This window comes from Streptomyces sp. NBC_00158 (genome assembly GCF_045160885.1).
Lineage (GTDB): Bacteria > Actinomycetota > Actinomycetes > Streptomycetales > Streptomycetaceae > Streptomyces.
This window is the reverse complement of the sequence record NZ_CP108161.1, coordinates 2,556,072-2,572,560: the sequence shown is the minus strand read 5'-3', so window position 1 is coordinate 2,572,560 and position 16,489 is coordinate 2,556,072. Positions and strand designations below refer to the sequence as shown.

Genomic DNA, 16,489 nt, shown 5'->3' with positions numbered 1-16,489 from the left:
ATGGCGTAGGACGATTAGCGCACCGGGCAGGCGCCGGTCGAGCACTCCTCGTCGGTCGAGTCCTCGACCCGGAACGACTCGTACTCGTCGAACTGGTCGCGGGTGATCCGCTCGTACGGAGCCTGCGGCCGAGTGCCGTCGACCATGATCGTGGTGCCCTTCAGGAGAGGGAGCCACGACTCGATCACTTCCGCTGTCTCGTCGAGGTCCAGGCCCTCGGGCACGTTCGCCGTGAACGACACCGCGTTGTCGGCGTACTCGGTCTGGTACATGGCCTGGAAGGCGAGCATCTGGTTCAGAGACAGCTCGTCGGCCGACTCCACCAGGTCGGCCGGATAGCCGCGCGCCTCGACCTCGGCGACGAGCTTGTCCAGCGTGGGGAACTCGACGACCATCGTGTTCCCGCTGGGGTCGTAGACGCACGGCTCGACCTTGTACCCCTCGAACTCGAAGGCGGCGACCCTGGCGGCCTGGTCCGGGTCGGCTATCGAGAAGCGCACGCGCCGCAGGAAGGTGCGGGCATAGACGGGGTGAATCCCCTCCGTGACACCCGGCATCTTCGCGATCGTGCCCGTGGGGGCGACCGTCGTGACCTTGACCGGCTCCGGGATGCGCAGCTCGAAGGCGTAGTCGCGGGCGGCCTGGCGGACGACCCTCTTCAGGCGTCCGAGGAGGAGCCGGAAGCGGGTGTGTGCCGGCGCTTCGCTGTAGCGGATGCCCTGCTTCGCGAGGAAGCCCTGCACGCCCAGGTGGCCGACGCCGATTCGGCGCTGTGCGGCCAGGCGCTCGGCCTGCTCGGCGTCGTTCACGTCTCCGTATGTCGCCCGCACCAGGAAGCGGGCCATCAGCTCGTGCGCCCTCTTGAGGCCGGTCTCGTCGTACGCCTCGTGCCCGTCGAGCACGAAGGTGTCGAGGTTGACGTGCCCGAGGTTGCAGTTCTCCCACGGCATGAGCGCGATCTCGCCGCACGGGTTCGTGGCGACGACCTCGCTGGGCTCGCCGACGTTCGAGGCGGTCGAGTTCCAGTAGCCGGGCTCGCCGTTCTTCAGCATCCCTTCGACGACCTTGCGGTGCACCATGTGGGCCCACTCGTTTCCACCGGGCCCGAAGTCGTCGTGCTTCTCGCCGGACAGGTAGTCGATGAAGTCCTGGTCGATCTCGACGGAGATGTTCGTCGTCCAGTGCTGCGCCGGGTCGTCCTTGCACGACAGGAACTCGTCGATGTACGGATCATCCCAGCGGCAGATGGCCATGCGGGCGGACCGGCGGTTTCCGCCTGAGACCACACACTCGGCGATGGCGTGGTCGATTTCCATCGCCTCGACGGGGGTCAGGTGCTCGGGGCAGTCCACGCAAGGGAACGAGGACTCGCAGCAGTCGCAACCCCGGTAGTCCTCGACCGCTCCCGTGTCGCCGCAGGACTGGCAGCGCGCAGCCCGGCTTAGGACGCGGCCGATCTCCTGCATCATGCGGGCGAACGGGGCCGGGCCGCTCGCCACGCCGCCGAAGGTCTTCAGGCGGGCGCCCTTCCCGCGTACGCGGCTCACGTCGTACACGCGGTCCCTGTGCTTGACCTCGTCGTCGGTCATGAAGGTGTCGATCAGGTCGACCAGCGCGGCGGCCCAGCCCTCGCGGGAGTCCTCGACCTCGAACGCCCCGGTCCAGTCCGAGTCGTAGTCCATCGAGAGGACGCCCGCGGCCTTCATGTCCTCGTAGTCGGGGTGGGCGGGGTCGCACACGATGTGCACGGTCAGGGGTCGACGAGGGGGTCCGTACGGCTTCAGGAAGCGCGTCGAGTAGTTGGCCCCGACGCCGCCCCCTTCCATGAGCCGAAGGAAGCTGAACTCGAAGTGTCGGCTGAGCTTCTCGCCCCACCCGCTGACGTGGCAGTTGAAGAGGTACTGCCTGCCCTTGACTCCGCTCGCCCACAGGTGGCGGCCTGCGGGCAGGACTGCGAAGCGGTCCATCAGTTCGACCAGCTCGTCATGCTCGGCTCGCACGCCCTCGCTCCAGCCCTCGGCGGGGCCGTAGACGAGGCCGAGGTTCCCTGCGACAACGCGGCGGACCGTCTCGGGCCACGTCTCCCGGCTACCGTCCGCCTTCGTGCGGCTGTAGGTGCGCTCGTACACGGTCTGACCGGTGGGACCGAACGGAACTGCGGTGGTGATGAGGTTCTCCTTCTGATGGGGGATGGTCTGCGGCTTGGCCAAGGTCAGACCGGCTTGTTCAACATGACGGCCAGCACCTTGATCAGGCGCTTGAGGGTTCCGGCGCTGTAGGCGGAGAGGTCGGACAGCACCCTGATCTGTGCCGCCGACTCCTCGCCCGTGGGCGCGGGCAGCGCCAGGTAAGCGAGGCAAGAGTCGATCCGCTCGTCGAGGTAGCCGATCGCGAAGGCGGCTTCCGAGTGCAGGCTGTCAAGCGCCAACTCGTCCTGCTGCTGGGTGACTTCCCTTTCGGTAAATGGGCGGGCGATGACTGCGCCGTCTGCCCGGCGCTCGTAAAAGGTCTGGGTCGAGTCGTCCCAGAACTCGAAGTCCTCCGGGCCCATGCCGGCGGGCGGCTCAGAGGGTTGAGGCTCCTCGGCAGGCGGTTCCTCGGGCAGAGGTTCGCTCACGCTGCGGTCTCCAATTCGTCGTAGCTGTCGATGTAGTCGGTGCCATTGAGGTGGGCGGCGAGCTTGCCGACCCCTCGCTCCAGCCGGTAGCGGACAGCCCTGTCGGTGACCGCCTCGCGGGCCGCGATTCGCTGGTCCTCCCAGTCGAGGGCGAAGTGCATGAACAGCGCTCGCTTCTCGACCCGGGACAGGGGGGCCGTCTTCCAGCCGCGCCGGATGTCGGCGAGGTGCGCGAACAAGGTCCCCGCGGCCTTCTTGTCGACGGTCCCCTTCGGCATGTCCGGGTCAGGGGCCGTGGGGTTACGGACGCCGTACGCGGCTTCCACGTCCCACACGGCCGGAAGCAGGTGTTCGACCAGGCGCCGGTCGTACCCGCTCACAGGCGGCCCCTCTCCGCCGCCTCGCAGGCCGCCTCGTAGGAGATGTGGCGACAGCGGTACTTGGCCTGGGTCTTCACACGGTCCATAAGGTCGAGGACCAGGCGGTGATAGAGAACGCCGAGGCCGAGCGAGGGGTCGGCGAGGCACTCGTTCACCATGTCCGGCTTCGTTGCCAGGATGATGAGCGCCTCCTGCCGGGCGTCCTCGTACTCCAGCGTCAGGGTGTCCTCGTACCCGTCCGCGATACGGCGGGCGGCACGGCCTGCGAGGGCCACCACATCCGGCAGCTCAAGGACCCGCCAGTCGGCCGGGCCGGTCACCGGACCACTTCCTTCACCGGCACGGCCCCGTCCTTCGTGACCATGACCATCAGGCCCGGCGCCCCGCGCGTGCCCTTCAGGTGCCGCCACCACGTCGACTCGGACTCCATGGCCGGGATCTGGATGAACGTCCTCGGTCCGTCCGTGTCCACGAATTCGTGGTGCAGGTGGGCGGCGAGGAGAAGGTCGGCGGTGTGCATCGCGCTCGTCTTGTCGAACGCCTGCGACCTCCACCATTCGAAGTGCTTGCCAGGTCGCCACTGGTGGCCGTGCGCGTGGGCGACGACCGTGCCCGAGCACTCGACGACGACGGTCAGCTCGTCCGTATCGGGGACGTACACCTCGACGTGGGCGAACTCCTCGCCCGCCAGGGCCAGGGCCTCGCTGACGGAGATCAGGGCGTCCGTGTCGTGGCTGTCGTCGTAGCGGGTGACGCCCTTCCCGCCCGGCCTCACGGCCTCGCCATGGTTGCCGGGGACCGCCACGACCGTCAGGCGGCTGGCCATCGGCGCGAAGCGGATGATCGCGTGCGCCATCAGTCGGCGGGTGAGCCGGATCTGTTCCGTGAGGGTGAGCTGAGTGCGCCAGACGTTCGCGCCGCCCTGAGAGACGAAGCCCTCGACGTGATCGCCGAGCCACGCGAGGTGGACGTGCTCGATGTCGAAGCGCTCCTGGTAGTCGGCGAGGCGACTGACCGCCTGGTCGATGCAGTGCATCGCCCGCGTGAGCGTGCCCGCGTAGCCGTCGCCATCGATCTTGCCGAACTGCATGTCACCCAAGGCGACTATGAAAGTGAACTCGCCCTTCTCGCCCTCCTGGACGAAACCGGGCGCCTGGTCGAAGAGAGCGAGAAGCTCGTCGATGTTCGGCCGCTCGAGAACCGCCGGCACTTTGCGGCGGCCGAAGGAAAACCGTGCGGAGACTCCCGGCTCACCGTTGGCCATGGTCCACTCGGAGGACCGGAAGCCTGTGACCTCCCACTCGGCGGGGTCGAGCTGGTGCGCGCGGAGCACGTCGGCCGCCGTCGACTCGGGGTCGATGCCTTCGGGGCCCCGGACGGTCACCTCGGCCGCGTCGCCCGACACCTCGATCTGGCGGGTGAAATCCTTGTCGGGGTCGGTCTGGCGTCCGCTGATGGCCGGTGCGGTCGGTGTCGCGAGAAGGTCGTTCAGCAGCTCAGTCTTGTTCAAACTTTATACTCCATCACGAAGAGATCGGCGGTACGTGCGGATCGTGGAAGCGGAGACGGAGTGCCCGTGCTTGCGCAGGACGAGGGCCAGGCGCTCGGCGGAGGAGCCGATGTCGAGAAGGCGGAGGACGACGGTCTCCCGTACGTCGGGCTCCAGCTCCTCGTACAGGCGGGTGAGGGTCGGGCCAGGGTCGCCCGGCAGGGCCTCGCTCACTCGGCACCCCCTTCCAGCTCGTCAGCCCGCGCGCGCAGGATCTTGGCGGCCTCGCCAATGCCGAGGCCGGTGTAAAAGTCGGCTCCCCACGGGTCCTTCGGCTCCCACGCGTCCAGCTCTGCGGCGGCCTGGCGGTAGTGCTCGGCACTCATCGCGGCGGCCATCACTTGCCCTCCTGGTCGATCTGCGTGACAGCGGCCACGGCGAGCGAGCTGAGGCGGACAAGGCCACCGCGGATCTCTCCAGGCGTGCGCCCGCCGAATGCGGCGAAGGCGACCTCGATCGCCAGGCCATCGACGCCCAGCACCCCGGCCTCTCCCCGGTCGGCGTTGATGATGGCCCACTCCTCGCCGCGTCTGCGGTAGGCGTCGGTTCCCCGGTCCGGGTGCACGCCGCCGACGAGATGGCCGGGCAGCGGGCCCACGGTCTTCGCGGCTGCCTGCACCTCGGCCAGGACGGCAGTCAGCGGGTCGGCCGTTCGTGCCGGCGCCTTGCGAGGGGCGGCCTTCTTTGCGGTGGTCTGGGTCACTGTTCGTCCTCCTTGATCAAACTGAGCAGGGCTTCAGCCCCCTCCTGCACGTAGGTCTCGGTCACGTCTCCGGCCCGCAGCCGCATCCCCTTTGCGGAGCGCAGGGCGCGGCAGATGCGGGCGGTGAACTCGGCGCCGGCATCGTCGGGGTCACCCCAGATCCGGACCCTGTTGAAGCCCGCGAGCATCCGCCTGTGGCGTCCCTGCCAGATGGAGGCGCCGGGGATGGCGACTGCGTGGAGGCCGAGCTTCTCCAGGATGATCCGGTCGAGCTCGCCCTCGGTCACCTCGATCACGCTGTCGGCCTTGTGGACGGAGCCGACGCCGTACATGCGCGGCGGGTCGTCCTTGATGGTGTTGTACTTGCCGTGGCCGAAGGTGCGGTGGTCGTGGTCTTGCAGGCAGCGGAACCGGATGGTCAGCGGCGCGTCGTTGCGGTCGAGGTAGGGGATGGCGAGCATCCCCCTGTACCTCTCGTGGCCGGGGAACGGGTGGTCACCCACGACGCCAAGCCGGTACGTAGCCGCCTCCGCGCGGCCGATTCCCCGGCCGAGGAGATACCTTGCGGCGTCCGCCGTAAGCGCTGCCTGATAGGTCGCGGTCGCTTCCTCCAGCATCTCGCGTTGCGAGGGAGAGAGAGGCCGCAATGGCTCGCGCTCCGACAAAGTCTGTGCCTTCCTTTTCCATGATCAAAGTGAATGAGTCGCCGCCCTTGCCGCAGGAGTGGCACTTCCAGAGCTGCCGGTCTGTGTTCCACGAGAAGGACGGCGTCTGGTCGTCGTGGAACGGGCACTCCGCCATGCCCGTGGCGCGCTGGTCGTTGAAGTCGACGCCGTAGTGTTCGAGGACCGATTCGAGGGTTGGCTTCTCGTGGTCCTGGTCGTCGTTGTCGATCCGGCTGAACCTCACGGCAACCGCCTGCCGACGAACCAGCCCTTGTCGTCGTCGTATCCGAGGTCGTCGAGGCCCTGTCCCGCAGCCGTGCTCAGGTCGAACCTGCCCAACTCGACTATGAGTCGGTCGCGTTCGGCCTCCTCCTCGAACGTCACCGTGATCACGCGGCGTCCAGCCCGAAGTACGCCTCGACCGTGGTCAGCACGAACGCCTTGCGCCAGCCCTTGCCCCTGCGCTTCACGACGACGATCGACTCCACGCTGTGCGGGTCGATGCCTCGGTGCTTGGCGAAGTTGAGGCGCTCGCGCTCGGCCTCGTCGAGGAACGGCCCTGGTTCGAAGCGGGCGTTCTTGGTCTCGATGACCGTGAACAGGCCGCCGTCCTCGCGGACGACGAGGTCTCCTTCGTCCTCGGCCCCGGTCAGCCGCAGCCGCTCGGCGTCCTCGCCTACCGAGCGCAGGCCCGCGAGGAGTTCCGTCTCCCAGGCGGCGCCCTTGCGCCGGTTGGCGCGGTTCCGCTCAGTGATCGTGGTCAATCTTTACACTCCCTGCTTCTGAAGAATGGCGGTCGGGGACCAGGGCTGTGCCGGCGGGGTGACCGGGGCGAGGCGTTCGAGCTTCGAGAACCGCGTCACCTCGGGGTGGCAACGCATCGAGGCGTACCGCTTGCCTGTCGGGTCGCAGGCGCCCATCCTCTGTTTGACCACTGCGACCCGGTACTCGTGCGAGTTCGGATCCAGCGCCACGGAGAGGCTCAGCTCCGGTTTCTCCGACAACCCGCCCTTGATTTGATCTCGGGAGGGGGGAGCCCAAGGGTCGCTCTTCGCCTCCCACGACTTGTCGCTCGCGTGGTGCAGGACGATCACGGTCGCGCCGGTCGCGCGGGCCAGTTCGGTCAGGCCGCTCATCACGGCCATCTGCTCGGTGTAGTCCGACTCGGCGCCCTCGAAGTCCATCAGGTTGTCGAAGACGAAGACGGCCGGGTAGTTGTCCCACAGCTCGACCCATGCTTCGACTTCCTCGTCGACCGCGTGCCACGTGATCGGCGAGCCGAACGAGAACGTGAAGGGCAGGCCCGACAGCGCGTTGAGGTACTCCATGCGGTGACGGCCGCCGGCACCCATGCCCGCTTCCACCATCTCGGTCGTGTCGCCCGTCATCATCGACGCCAGACGGCTGCTCGCGGTGAAGGCCGACATGTCGGCGGAGAAGTACAGCGTCGGCAAACCCATCTGCGCCGTCCAGTACAGCGCGAAGCCGGACTTCTGCGTGCCGGACCTGCCCGCGATCATCACGACCTCTCCGTGACGCGGGCGGCATCCCATGGCGTACAGGGCCTCGAACGCCTCGACGCGCGGCAGCTCCTTGCCGGACTCGGCGTGCAAGGCCAGTGACCTAGCGGGTGTCAGCACTGGGGTATCTCCTCTCTGTAGACGACGCGGCGGATACCAACCGCCTCGATCAAGGTCAGGCAGGCCGGACACGGCTTGCGGGTGACGTACAAGGTGGAGCCGGGAAGCTCCTTCGGGTCCGCGCGCTCGATCGCGTTCCTCTCCGCGTGGCTCGCGGCGCAGTTCGCATAGTCCGAGTCGCGCGCACAGTCCTCGACAGACAGGCGGCCACGAGGGCAGTTGCCTGCCGTCGCACAGCCGGGCACGCCCGCCGGCAAGCCGTTGTAGCCCGGCGACATGTCGCGCTTGTTGGCGTAGAGAACGACGGCTCCGACTTGGGCCCTGGTGCAGTCCGCACGGGTGGCCACGGCCTGAGCGATGCCCATCGCCCAGCAGTCCCAGGAGGGACGGTTCACGGGTCCTCCAGACCCGCGAGAGCGGGGGCCAGCCGCGTGACCGGCCCCCAGCTCGTCGCGATCAGTCGAAGGAAGGGGCCTCGGCGACGGCGGCCTCGACGGCGGCCTCGCGCTGCTCGGCGTACTTGATGACCGCCTGGCGGGTGTTCGCGTCGGCGACAGGACGCCAGACCCACGCCGGGTAGGCACCCGGCCGCTTGGGCGGGATCTGCGCGAGGGTGACGATGGTTGCGCTGCCCACGAGCGGTGCGAGGTCGCGGGCGAGGAGGGTCTGTTCGATGCGCATCCCCTTGTTGATCTCGGGGTTCAGGGCGTCGAGGGCGGCGCGGTCCTTGAAGACCGTCACATCGCACAGGGCCGAGTCCTTCGGCCCGTTCGGGGTGGGGCGCTGTGCCTCGTAGGAGTTGACCTCGATCAGCAGGGCGGGGGCGTCCTTCACGTCATTCGGCTTGAGCCAGCCGCCGCCAGCGGTCGCGATCTCGACGAGGTTCAGGGGCACTCGGTTTCTCCTTCGGTTCGGTAATAGGGGGTGGGCTCAGAGAGCCGTGGGGTGATGACCGCGCCCATTGCGGACAGGGCCAGGACGAGGCAGAGGATGATGACGGGCATGATGCTCAGCCGGTCTTCAGGGCCCGGCCACGGGCCTTGTAGGCGGTCATCACGGCGGGGTCGGCGAAGTGGGACTGGTTCGCCGCCCAGAGCTTTTGCAGGTCGGCCACGCTGGTCTGCTTCTCGATCTCGCCGAGGATCCAGGCGGAGCCGTTGTCGGTCTGGGGCTGGGACGGAACGGCCGAGGCAGCCGCCCAGGGATCGTCTGCCGGCGCCGCGGTTGCGGTGTCGTCCGGGATGATCCGTGCGTCGAGGATCGAGGCGATGTTCCCCTTGCCGTGAGCGAGGCTCGTTGCGTTGACAACGAGGTCGCTCAGAGAGAGGCTTGTTACATCTTTACACTCGAACCCGAAGTAGTCACAGAGCAGCTCGCGGACCTGCCTCACGGAGCCACGGAAGACGGCCCAGGTGTCCTCGTAGCTTTTGCCGTATTTGATGGTGATTCCGATCGAGCCGTCCGGGAAGGACGTCACGAGTTCTGCCTGATCTGCCTTCACTTCACTCCCTCAGTTCTGGGTCAAACTTAACACGCGTGCCGGCGATTAGGCGACCTTCGAATTTGTGAGGCCGGTCACCCACGGGCGCATCGCACCCTTCACGCTGCGCATGGCGCGGATCTCTCGGGCGAGCTTGGCCGCAGCCCAGCCGACTTCGAGGTCCACCCAGTGCAGGGTGCACTCGGCCGAACCGGCAGGCAGGTTGATGATGATGCCCCACTTCTGCGACACGTCGGGCAGGGCGTTATACGCATGTGCGGCCTCGTCCGCCGGCACCTCTCGCTTCTTCCATGCAGCGAACTCTTTCCTGTTCGACGGGTCTACGGGGAAGCGGCTGTAGTCGTACAGCTCACCGCGCGAGTACACGGCAAGCTGTGTCGCCATCTTGAGGGCGCCGTACTGGATGCTGCCTGTCTTCAGGTCACCGATGAAGGAGCCCTCGATCGGCTCGCCGTCCGGGCCCGGCCCGGCGTATTCGAGGAGCCGGTCGAACGTTCCGCCCGTGCCCAGCTCGGGCACGACGACGAACTTCTCCACGGCCTTCACGTCGAACTCGACGGTGGCACCCATGTAGGCGGCCATGTCGAGCTGGTCGCGTACGGCGGTGCCGGCGGGCAGGGGCTCACCGCGGTCTACGTACTCCGACAGGGTGTGAAGGTGCGTGCCCTTCTCCCGCTTGGCATTCGCCCCGGAGATGTCCATAGCCTGTTCGGCGAGGACGTTCAGCCTGCGCTTGTCTTCGGTGTCCTCGGGATCGAGCTGCCTGACCACGTCCAGCAGGGAGGGGCGCTTCGCGGCCCCCACCAGAGTCATCCGGGACTTCCAACCGGACAGGGCGGTCTTGTCTTCGATGCAGTCGATGTACGTCGTCGTGCGGGTGAGCGGGACGGGCTTGCCGCCCTGCTTGGGGACGACGAGCGGCCGGTCCCAGCCGTCGCGGGGGACTGTCGGTGTCGGCGCCAGGTCGACGATTCTCAAGCTGCGATCTCCAGGTTTCGAACAGGGGAGTCGTCCTCGTCGAACGGGTCTCCCGGATCAGTGGGCACCAGCCATATGCGGACCATGCCGTTGTCGAGCAGCTCTGGCTCTTGCTCCTCGTCGCTCATGGGCTCCAGGTTCGCAGCGCGGAGCGCGGCATAAACCTTGACCATCTGTGAGGCAGGAGTGTTCGGGTGCACGATCAGCGCGCAGTCCCAGGCCGCGGGGTCTCCGACCAGCTCGACGCCAGCAGGAAGAGTCGTTTTGATACCGCCGAGCACGCTATCGGTCCTTGCATGAGTGCCGTCTTCGCTGACGGCCAGGGCGTACAGGTCGGGGAGTCCTGCTTCATGCGGCACGTCTTCCTTGTCCCTCACGAACAAGCACTTCGTGTCGCCGTACTTCGTCGGCCCTTCATCCGAGACAGGCTCGCTCAGGTTCAGCGGCACAGCTCGACCCCCCAGGTGTAAACATTGAACTCGTCTGGCTTGTTTCTACGTGGCCGGTGCACGGTGTGTCAACCGACTGTCGCGGGCGGTGCGCACATGCGGAACGGCAGGCCGCACTTGTGCGCAGAAAGTGAACGCCGGGTGAACACACCCTACTCATGCGCAGGTCAGAGGCGCATACGACTTGAGGACGAGAAAACCCCCGCCGAGATGCGACGGGGGTAGGGCAACCCTTCTGTGCGGGAAGGGTAGCGCGTTGTTCGAATGCGCGTTCGAGTGTTCGGGTGTAGGGTCAGTCCCGAGCCTGGTTGCCGGTCTTGCGAGGGGGAGTGCGAATGAGATCAGTGTCTTCGGGCCTGCGCGGCACGAGGAAGAACCCCTCCTCGGTCTCGGCGTCGTAGTGGACGACGAGGTCTTGCCCGTCCGCCGTGAGGCCCTTCTTCCAGGACGCGAGGCGCTTCTTGTCGCGGTCGCTGACGGGGCGCTCGGGCTCCTCGCCCCGCTCCAGGGCTGCCTTCTCCTCGCGTAGACGAGCCTCGATCCGAAGCATGATGGGCGGGTATTGGTGCCTATGCTCTTCCTTCATCTTCCAAGGCAGCAGGTCATCGGCGCGTAGGTTCCGCCGGCTGAGACCCCTGCGTCGGCGGAAGGAAGACCACATGGGGGCGGTGGTCGTGATTTGGTACATCTCTTCGTAGAGCCGGATCATCTCCGGGTAGGTCTTGCCCTCCCGGAACCACTGGATGACTTCCTGCTCGTTGACGATCTTCGACGCGGGCATGTATCCCCCTCGGGTGTTGGTCTGCGCTGTCCGCGCTCATCCCCCAGGATGACCCCGAACCTGTCTTGTTCGAGTAAAGATTGACCAACGACTAGTGATCATGTCAAGCTGAACCCGACAGCGAAGCTGATCCGCCTAGTCACAGGTTTACGAAAGTGCCTGGTCAGGGCGTAACAAGACAGGTGACCCCGGCGGTGCGGCTAACACCCCGGGGTCCGGCACCAGGAGCTCGCACTCCCTATGCAGATCCATCGTATCCCGACGCATGAGCGGGACTTCGTGATCATCGCCAATAAGGCGATCCAGGACCCGCGCATGTCGCACACCGCGCGGGGCATCCTCGCCCTCGTCCTCTCCATGCCCAGCGGGGTCAAGGAAAACGTCCGCACCCTCTCCGACAACTACCCGCAAGGGCGATCCGCGGTGGCCAAGGCCGTCGAGGAGCTGCGCAAGCTCGGGTACTGGGTGACGAAGACCAGCCGCGACGACGAGACGAACCAGATCGTCTCCAGCGTGGACGTGTACGAGCAGCCGAACATGGCCTCGTCCCCGGTTCCCGCCCGTCCGGTCACCAGCGCCCCGGCCACTCAGAAGACGGGCACGTCCCCTTACGGGGATAAGGACTCTTCTAAGTACGGGCGAAAGAACCCTCCCAACCCTCCCGCCGAGGCCGAGCCTGCGCCGTCCGAGCGGGACGCCGACAAGGAGAGGGAGGGCGAGAGCCCCAAAGACAGCAAGCAGGAGATCGAGGCTGCCCGCCTCCTTCGGCGCTTTGCCGCGATCGACTCCCGCCTCAAGCTCAATGAGCGCCAGGTCAGCAAGCTCGTCCCGTCCCTCGCGGACTGGCTGGACCGTGGGGCGACCATCGCCGAGATCACCGACGCAGTGACGCAGGGGCTTCCCAGGAAGCTCTACAGCGCCTCGAAGCTGATCGAGGACCGCCTCGACCGCAAGCGCCCCGAGCGCAAGCGCCAGTGGCGCACGTACACCGACTGCGCGACGGACGGCTGTGGCCGCCTCCTGCCCGCTGGCCAGGACTCCGGCATCTGCGGCGTGTGCTCCGGCGTCGAGCTGAGCGACTTCGCCCGCGAGCTGATCGCCGCATCGCAGACCGGCGCCGACCTGGCCCAGCCGGAAGAGAACGGCTTCATCGCGGACTACCGCGAGCGTGCCGCCGAGGCCCGCGCAGCCATGGCGCGGCCGTCCCGGGCCTGACGGCCCCCTCGAACTTTCTCCACTTTCGCACTGCCTCTGAAAGGCACAGCCATGTCTTCGTCTGTCCGTATGCCCTGGTACGCCTACGTCCTGGGCGGCCTCGTTCTCGCCGTCGCTCTCGCCATGTCTGCTCCCGGCGAGTACCAGCTCGCCCGCGCTGCCGGATGGGGAGAGATCGCTGCCGCCGGTATGCCGGTCTGCATGAGCGTGTACGCCTGCTTCGCCGTCTGGTTCGTCGAGACGCGCAAGAAGGGCGAGAAGGGTCGCGGAACTGCCGTCGTCGGTGCGATCGGCGCCCTGGCCATGACCGTGGTCGGCCAGATCGTCGCCCACTGGATAGCCGCCGGGTACATGCAGTCGTCCATGGCGCTGACCGCCGCTGTCTCCACCGTTCCGGGCGTCGTCGCCGGGCACGTGGCACACATGATCATCCGAGCGACCAGGGCTATGCCGGCGGAAGCCGCGCTGATCGCCGAGGAGCATGTCGACGACGAGCGCCAGGACCAGGAAGCCGAGCCCGTTCAGGAGACCCTTGACGGCTTCGAGCCGCCGGTCGACGAGGTGGCCAAGGCCCGAAACCGGCGCCGCCCCGGCCGTCCGACCGCGAGCATCGCGGAGATCCGCCAGGCCGTCGCGAAGCTCAAGGAGCAGCAGAAGGAGGTCACCGGTCCCGCCCTGGCCGAACTCATGGGCCGCGACCGGCGCACCGGAAGCCGCTACCTTCAGCGGCTCGAATCCGCCTCACTCTGACAACTTCGACCCGTGCCCCCTCCATGAGCGACAATCAACACATAGAGAGTCACGCAGCGCGAGGGGGCGCCGAAATGGAACTAACGATCACCGTGCGCCTATGCGACCAGTGCAAGAGCAAGGACCGCCCCACGACCCGGTACACCCTCGCCCTTGCGGGTTCCAAGCCTCGCGAGCGTGACCTGTGCGACGAGGACGCGGCGCCGTTGCGGGATCTCTTCGGTGACGACCTTGCTGCGCAGGGTCCTCCGGAGCTGGCCCCCCTCGAACGAGCGGCTGCGGCCATCATCGCGGCGGTCGAGGACCCGAAGGCCGAGGTGCCTGGGCAGCAGGCGCCGCCGGCAAGGAGGCCCAAGGCTAGGAAGGCGGCCGAGGCTCCGGTGCGCCGTTCGAGGACCCCCGTCATGACGATGGATGAGATCGAGGCGCTGAAGGCTGGGAAAGCCGGGAAGAACGACGAGTCCTGAGACGACGAAAGCCGCCCCCCTGCCAGCCCATGAGGACCGGCAGGGGGGCGTGCTTCACTCGGTGGCGTCCGAGTCGGGAGACTCGACCAGGCCGAGGGCGGTTGCGATCTGGACGATGACAGCGACCTCGGGCTTGTCGGCGTAGACGATGGCGCAGACGCTCACGACCACGCCGAGCGCGGCCAGGAACGCCCCAGCGCGCGAGCGGTATCGGACAGGCAGCAGGGACAGGAGGCTCGGCGGCTTCGAGCCGGGCAGAAGCATCTTGCTCATCGGCGGCCCGCCTGCTTCTGGAGGGCGACGAAGCCCTTCGGGCCAATCCGCGGGTCGTGCAGGCCGCTGCGGTAAGCGGGGTTCCGGTCGTGGAATCGGGCCACTGCCCGCTGAGTCTCCGGGCCGTAGAAGTCGGTCACGGCCCCGTTGATCGGGCCGTAACCGGCCTTGATCAGGAGCCGCTGAAGGTCGCGCACCTGGGCGTGCTTGGCGCCAGGCTTCACGGCCGGGTTCAGCGCGACTATCTGCGAGGAAGGCTGCGGTGCCGGCGGCTGAGGCTTCGGCGCCTTGTCCTTCCACGCCGGGTCAGCCGACTTGATCCCCTCGGCGAAGGCCGGGTAGCCGTAGCCGAAGACGTACGAGTCCTTCCGGCGGTGCTTCTTCTCGTACACGCCGTCGCCCTCGGGGCTGCCCGAGTCGTTGGTGTTGCCCTCGATGGTGTAGACGAACTCGTCGTCGTAGTCGTAGACGAGACCGGTGTGCGTGCCGCCGCCCTTGCCGAAGAACACCTGGGCACCGATCGCAGGGTAGGCCGAGAACCGGTTCCGCTGCTTGAACCAGGAGACGCCGGTCAGGCAGGACGCGGTGCGCGGGTAGAGGTCGGCGACCCCGGCCTTCAGCGCGCACCAGGAGACGAAGGTCGCGCACCACGCCTGGAAGTCGCTCCACTCCAGGCCGGGCACCCCGTTGCTGTACTTCTGGTCGTTGTTCCAGTGGCCGGACTTCCGGCCCTCCTGGTAGCCCTTCTCGGCGCGTGCAATGCCGAGGATCTTCTGAGCCTGATTGCTCACGGGGTCCTCCTTTGGGACATGCGAAAGGCCCCGTCCGATGGGGGACAGGGCCTTGGGGGGTGGTGGGTTTTAGGGAGCGGAGGTCGAGATGTGCGTGTCGAGACGCTCCGAGACAGCCAGGCGTTCGCTGCGCTCGTGGGACAGGTCGGCGCGCAGGTCGCGGATGTCCCGGCTGTGCCGGGCCTGCCCTTCCAGGACGCGATCGAGTCCCGAGATGACCTTGTCCAGGTCGTCTCGCAGGTTCGTGCTGTGGTCGTTGGAGACCTGGTCGCGCGCTTCCTGCGCGTGCGCGCGCACCTCGGACAGCGCTGTCCCCTGGCGTCTCACAAGCTCGACCAGAACGCCAACCAGAGCTGCGGTAACCATGCCGCCGGCTGAGACGATCGCCACCTGTACGGCGGGGTCAAAACTCATCGGGACATGTCCCTGACGAGCTGCTCCAGACGCTCGATGCGCTCGGCCTGGTCCTGCACGACGGACAGGAGCGCGACCCCGATCAGGTCGTAGCGCACGCTGTCGATCTGTCCCTCCTCGTCGCGGATGACGATCTCGGGAAGTGTCTCCTCGACCTCTTCGGCGATCAGGCCGAACTCGTCCCGGCGTCCCTCGACCGTCTCGCCCTCGTCGTTCACGGTGGGCTTGCGGTCGTAGATGCGCGGGCGCAGGGACAGAACTGCTTCCGGGTCGATGTCGATGTCCCGGATGTTCTCCTTGAACCGGCGCGCGCTGGTGTTGCGGCAGAAGTTGTGATTGCCGTCCACCCACACCGCGTACCAGGTGGCGCCGGTCGGCGTGTAAGAGTGCGGACGATCCGACCCGTTGGCACGGTGGATCGTGTCCCCAGACCCCAGATAGCCGGAGTGGGAATGGGAACTCGGGGTGAATGTGCTCGGCTTCGAGGTGATGCTGTCCCACGAGTGGGAGTGGGAACTCGGGGCGAAAGTGGCCGGGACGCCGGTCAGCTCCGACCAGGCGTGACCATGGGCGCTCGGGACAAAACTCGTGGGCTTGCCCGTGACCTGAGTCCAGTCGTGCGTGTGCGCAGTCGGGGTCATGGTCGACGGCCGGTCACTGATCTGGGACCAGGTGTGCGTGTGGGTGGACGGGGTGAACGTCGCGGGCTTGCCGGACAGGTTGGACCAGTCCACGGTCGACAGCAGGGGTGCCCAGACGGAGCCGGACCAGTATTCCCACGAGTCGGTGGTGTTGTTGTAGCCAAGCTGACCGATGCGCGGAGATGTCGGGCGGGTGGCGGTAATCCATGCGCCGACGCGGTGTCCCACGAACGGGCGGGTCATCGTTATGTCCCCGGCCGTGATCGAGGTGACGCTCGCGCCGACGGTGACGGACGCGAGGGCCATCTCGTAGATCCCGGTGTCCGTCTGAGTGAGGGCCGCAGGCGTGGTCGAGCCCGCGGTGCCGGCCTTCACCGCGAGGGTGATCGAGTTCGTTGCTGGGTCGAGCTTGAGGACCACCCGGTCGACGCGGGCCTGGGCGCTGGCTGCCGCGATGGTTACGTTCTCCGTCGCCGTGGACTGCACCATGTGGCCGCGTAGGAAGGCGAGGCCCGCGCTCACGGTCAGCGTCATGCCAGCCGAAGGGTTTACGCCGAAGCCTGAGCCGCCGAGCGAGGTGACGACGCCGGAGTCCTGGAACTCGCGGAACATCTGGGAGAACTGGGTCTCCGTGACGGCCTGGCCGTCGAACGGGTATGAGGTGATAGCCAAAGA

General features: G+C 67.2%; 26 protein-coding genes. 3 read left to right on the top strand and 23 right to left on the bottom strand.

Annotated features, from left to right (window positions below; genetic code table 11):
* Positions 1-14: 14 nt before the first annotated feature.
* The 19 genes from nrdJ to OG553_RS11440 form a co-directional block, all read right to left on the bottom strand.
* Complete coding sequence (gene nrdJ / locus OG553_RS11530) at positions 15-2,210, bottom strand: ribonucleoside-triphosphate reductase, adenosylcobalamin-dependent (RefSeq protein WP_405978894.1); 2,196 nt, start codon at positions 2,208-2,210, stop codon at positions 15-17.
* A gap of 2 nt (positions 2,211-2,212) precedes the next feature.
* The gene (locus tag OG553_RS11525; RefSeq protein WP_405978893.1) at positions 2,213-2,617 is read right to left on the bottom strand and encodes a hypothetical protein; all 405 of its coding nucleotides are present in this window, start codon (positions 2,615-2,617) and stop codon (positions 2,213-2,215) included.
* Positions 2,614-2,997, bottom strand: a complete 384-nt coding sequence (locus OG553_RS11520; protein ID WP_405978892.1) for a hypothetical protein — start codon at positions 2,995-2,997, stop codon at positions 2,614-2,616. The genes OG553_RS11525 and OG553_RS11520 overlap by 4 nt, the downstream gene beginning before the upstream one ends.
* Positions 2,994-3,317: a hypothetical protein gene (locus OG553_RS11515; RefSeq protein WP_405978891.1), complete on the bottom strand. Its 324-nt coding sequence runs from the start codon at positions 3,315-3,317 to the stop codon at positions 2,994-2,996. Before OG553_RS11515 ends, OG553_RS11520 begins: the two co-directional genes overlap by 4 nt.
* Complete coding sequence (locus OG553_RS11510; RefSeq protein WP_405978890.1) at positions 3,314-4,507, bottom strand: hypothetical protein; 1,194 nt, start codon at positions 4,505-4,507, stop codon at positions 3,314-3,316. The genes OG553_RS11515 and OG553_RS11510 overlap by 4 nt, the downstream gene beginning before the upstream one ends.
* 3 nt (positions 4,508-4,510) lie before the next feature.
* On the bottom strand, positions 4,511-4,720 hold the full coding sequence (locus OG553_RS11505; RefSeq protein WP_405978889.1) for a hypothetical protein: 210 nt from the start codon (positions 4,718-4,720) through the stop codon (positions 4,511-4,513).
* Positions 4,717-4,884, bottom strand: coding sequence for a hypothetical protein (locus OG553_RS11500; RefSeq protein ID WP_405978888.1), 168 nt, complete (start codon positions 4,882-4,884; stop codon positions 4,717-4,719). The genes OG553_RS11505 and OG553_RS11500 overlap by 4 nt, the downstream gene beginning before the upstream one ends.
* On the bottom strand, positions 4,884-5,249 hold the full coding sequence (locus OG553_RS11495) for a hypothetical protein (RefSeq protein WP_405978887.1): 366 nt from the start codon (positions 5,247-5,249) through the stop codon (positions 4,884-4,886). The genes OG553_RS11500 and OG553_RS11495 overlap by 1 nt, the downstream gene beginning before the upstream one ends.
* A complete protein-coding gene (locus OG553_RS11490) occupies positions 5,246-5,710 on the bottom strand; it encodes a toprim domain-containing protein (protein WP_405978886.1) in 465 nt (154 codons plus the stop codon). The genes OG553_RS11495 and OG553_RS11490 overlap by 4 nt, the downstream gene beginning before the upstream one ends.
* A 34-nt stretch (positions 5,711-5,744) precedes the next feature.
* The gene (locus OG553_RS11485; RefSeq protein WP_405978885.1) at positions 5,745-6,158 is read right to left on the bottom strand and encodes a CHC2 zinc finger domain-containing protein; all 414 of its coding nucleotides are present in this window, start codon (positions 6,156-6,158) and stop codon (positions 5,745-5,747) included.
* Complete coding sequence (locus OG553_RS11480; protein ID WP_405978884.1) at positions 6,155-6,307, bottom strand: hypothetical protein; 153 nt, start codon at positions 6,305-6,307, stop codon at positions 6,155-6,157. Before OG553_RS11480 ends, OG553_RS11485 begins: the two co-directional genes overlap by 4 nt.
* Positions 6,304-6,678 carry a hypothetical protein gene (locus OG553_RS11475; RefSeq protein ID WP_405978883.1) on the bottom strand — a complete coding sequence of 125 codons (375 nt, stop codon included), beginning with the start codon at positions 6,676-6,678 and terminating at the stop codon, positions 6,304-6,306. The genes OG553_RS11480 and OG553_RS11475 overlap by 4 nt, the downstream gene beginning before the upstream one ends.
* 3 nt (positions 6,679-6,681) lie before the next feature.
* The gene (locus OG553_RS11470) at positions 6,682-7,527 is read right to left on the bottom strand and encodes an AAA family ATPase (RefSeq protein ID WP_405978882.1); all 846 of its coding nucleotides are present in this window, start codon (positions 7,525-7,527) and stop codon (positions 6,682-6,684) included.
* A gap of 20 nt (positions 7,528-7,547) precedes the next feature.
* Positions 7,548-7,949, bottom strand: coding sequence for a deoxycytidylate deaminase (locus OG553_RS11465; RefSeq protein ID WP_405978881.1), 402 nt, complete (start codon positions 7,947-7,949; stop codon positions 7,548-7,550).
* A 61-nt stretch (positions 7,950-8,010) separates the two neighbouring features.
* Positions 8,011-8,448, bottom strand: a complete 438-nt coding sequence (locus tag OG553_RS11460) for a hypothetical protein (protein WP_405978880.1) — start codon at positions 8,446-8,448, stop codon at positions 8,011-8,013.
* 115 nt (positions 8,449-8,563) lie between these two features.
* Entirely contained in the window at positions 8,564-9,055 is a 492-nt protein-coding gene (locus OG553_RS11455; protein ID WP_405978879.1) for a hypothetical protein, read from the bottom strand.
* A gap of 45 nt (positions 9,056-9,100) precedes the next feature.
* Positions 9,101-10,033 carry a hypothetical protein gene (locus OG553_RS11450; protein ID WP_405978878.1) on the bottom strand — a complete coding sequence of 311 codons (933 nt, stop codon included), beginning with the start codon at positions 10,031-10,033 and terminating at the stop codon, positions 9,101-9,103.
* Positions 10,030-10,482 carry a hypothetical protein gene (locus OG553_RS11445; RefSeq protein WP_405978877.1) on the bottom strand — a complete coding sequence of 151 codons (453 nt, stop codon included), beginning with the start codon at positions 10,480-10,482 and terminating at the stop codon, positions 10,030-10,032. Before OG553_RS11445 ends, OG553_RS11450 begins: the two co-directional genes overlap by 4 nt.
* A gap of 292 nt (positions 10,483-10,774) precedes the next feature.
* Positions 10,775-11,263: a hypothetical protein gene (locus OG553_RS11440; protein ID WP_405978876.1), complete on the bottom strand. Its 489-nt coding sequence runs from the start codon at positions 11,261-11,263 to the stop codon at positions 10,775-10,777.
* Between the two features lie 240 nt (positions 11,264-11,503).
* Between OG553_RS11440 and OG553_RS11435 the strand changes: the two genes are divergently transcribed.
* The 3 genes from OG553_RS11435 (at position 11,504) to OG553_RS11425 (ending at position 13,695) form a co-directional block, all read left to right on the top strand.
* Positions 11,504-12,478 carry a hypothetical protein gene (locus OG553_RS11435; RefSeq protein ID WP_405978875.1) on the top strand — a complete coding sequence of 325 codons (975 nt, stop codon included), beginning with the start codon at positions 11,504-11,506 and terminating at the stop codon, positions 12,476-12,478.
* A 51-nt stretch (positions 12,479-12,529) separates the two neighbouring features.
* Positions 12,530-13,228, top strand: coding sequence for a hypothetical protein (locus tag OG553_RS11430; RefSeq protein WP_405978874.1), 699 nt, complete (start codon positions 12,530-12,532; stop codon positions 13,226-13,228).
* Positions 13,229-13,302: 74 nt separating this feature from the next.
* A complete protein-coding gene (locus OG553_RS11425; RefSeq protein WP_405978873.1) occupies positions 13,303-13,695 on the top strand; it encodes a hypothetical protein in 393 nt (130 codons plus the stop codon).
* 54 nt (positions 13,696-13,749) lie between these two features.
* Here OG553_RS11425 and OG553_RS11420 read toward each other — a convergent pair whose 3' ends face one another.
* From OG553_RS11420 to OG553_RS11405, 4 genes are all read right to left on the bottom strand, one after another.
* Positions 13,750-13,968 carry a hypothetical protein gene (locus OG553_RS11420; protein WP_405978872.1) on the bottom strand — a complete coding sequence of 73 codons (219 nt, stop codon included), beginning with the start codon at positions 13,966-13,968 and terminating at the stop codon, positions 13,750-13,752.
* The gene (locus OG553_RS11415; protein WP_405978871.1) at positions 13,965-14,759 is read right to left on the bottom strand and encodes a peptidoglycan-binding protein; all 795 of its coding nucleotides are present in this window, start codon (positions 14,757-14,759) and stop codon (positions 13,965-13,967) included. The genes OG553_RS11420 and OG553_RS11415 overlap by 4 nt, the downstream gene beginning before the upstream one ends.
* A gap of 69 nt (positions 14,760-14,828) precedes the next feature.
* Positions 14,829-15,173 carry a hypothetical protein gene (locus OG553_RS11410; protein ID WP_405978870.1) on the bottom strand — a complete coding sequence of 115 codons (345 nt, stop codon included), beginning with the start codon at positions 15,171-15,173 and terminating at the stop codon, positions 14,829-14,831.
* The gene (locus tag OG553_RS11405) at positions 15,170-16,486 is read right to left on the bottom strand and encodes a tail fiber domain-containing protein (protein ID WP_405978869.1); all 1,317 of its coding nucleotides are present in this window, start codon (positions 16,484-16,486) and stop codon (positions 15,170-15,172) included. Before OG553_RS11405 ends, OG553_RS11410 begins: the two co-directional genes overlap by 4 nt.
* Between the last annotated feature and the right edge of the window lie 3 nt (positions 16,487-16,489).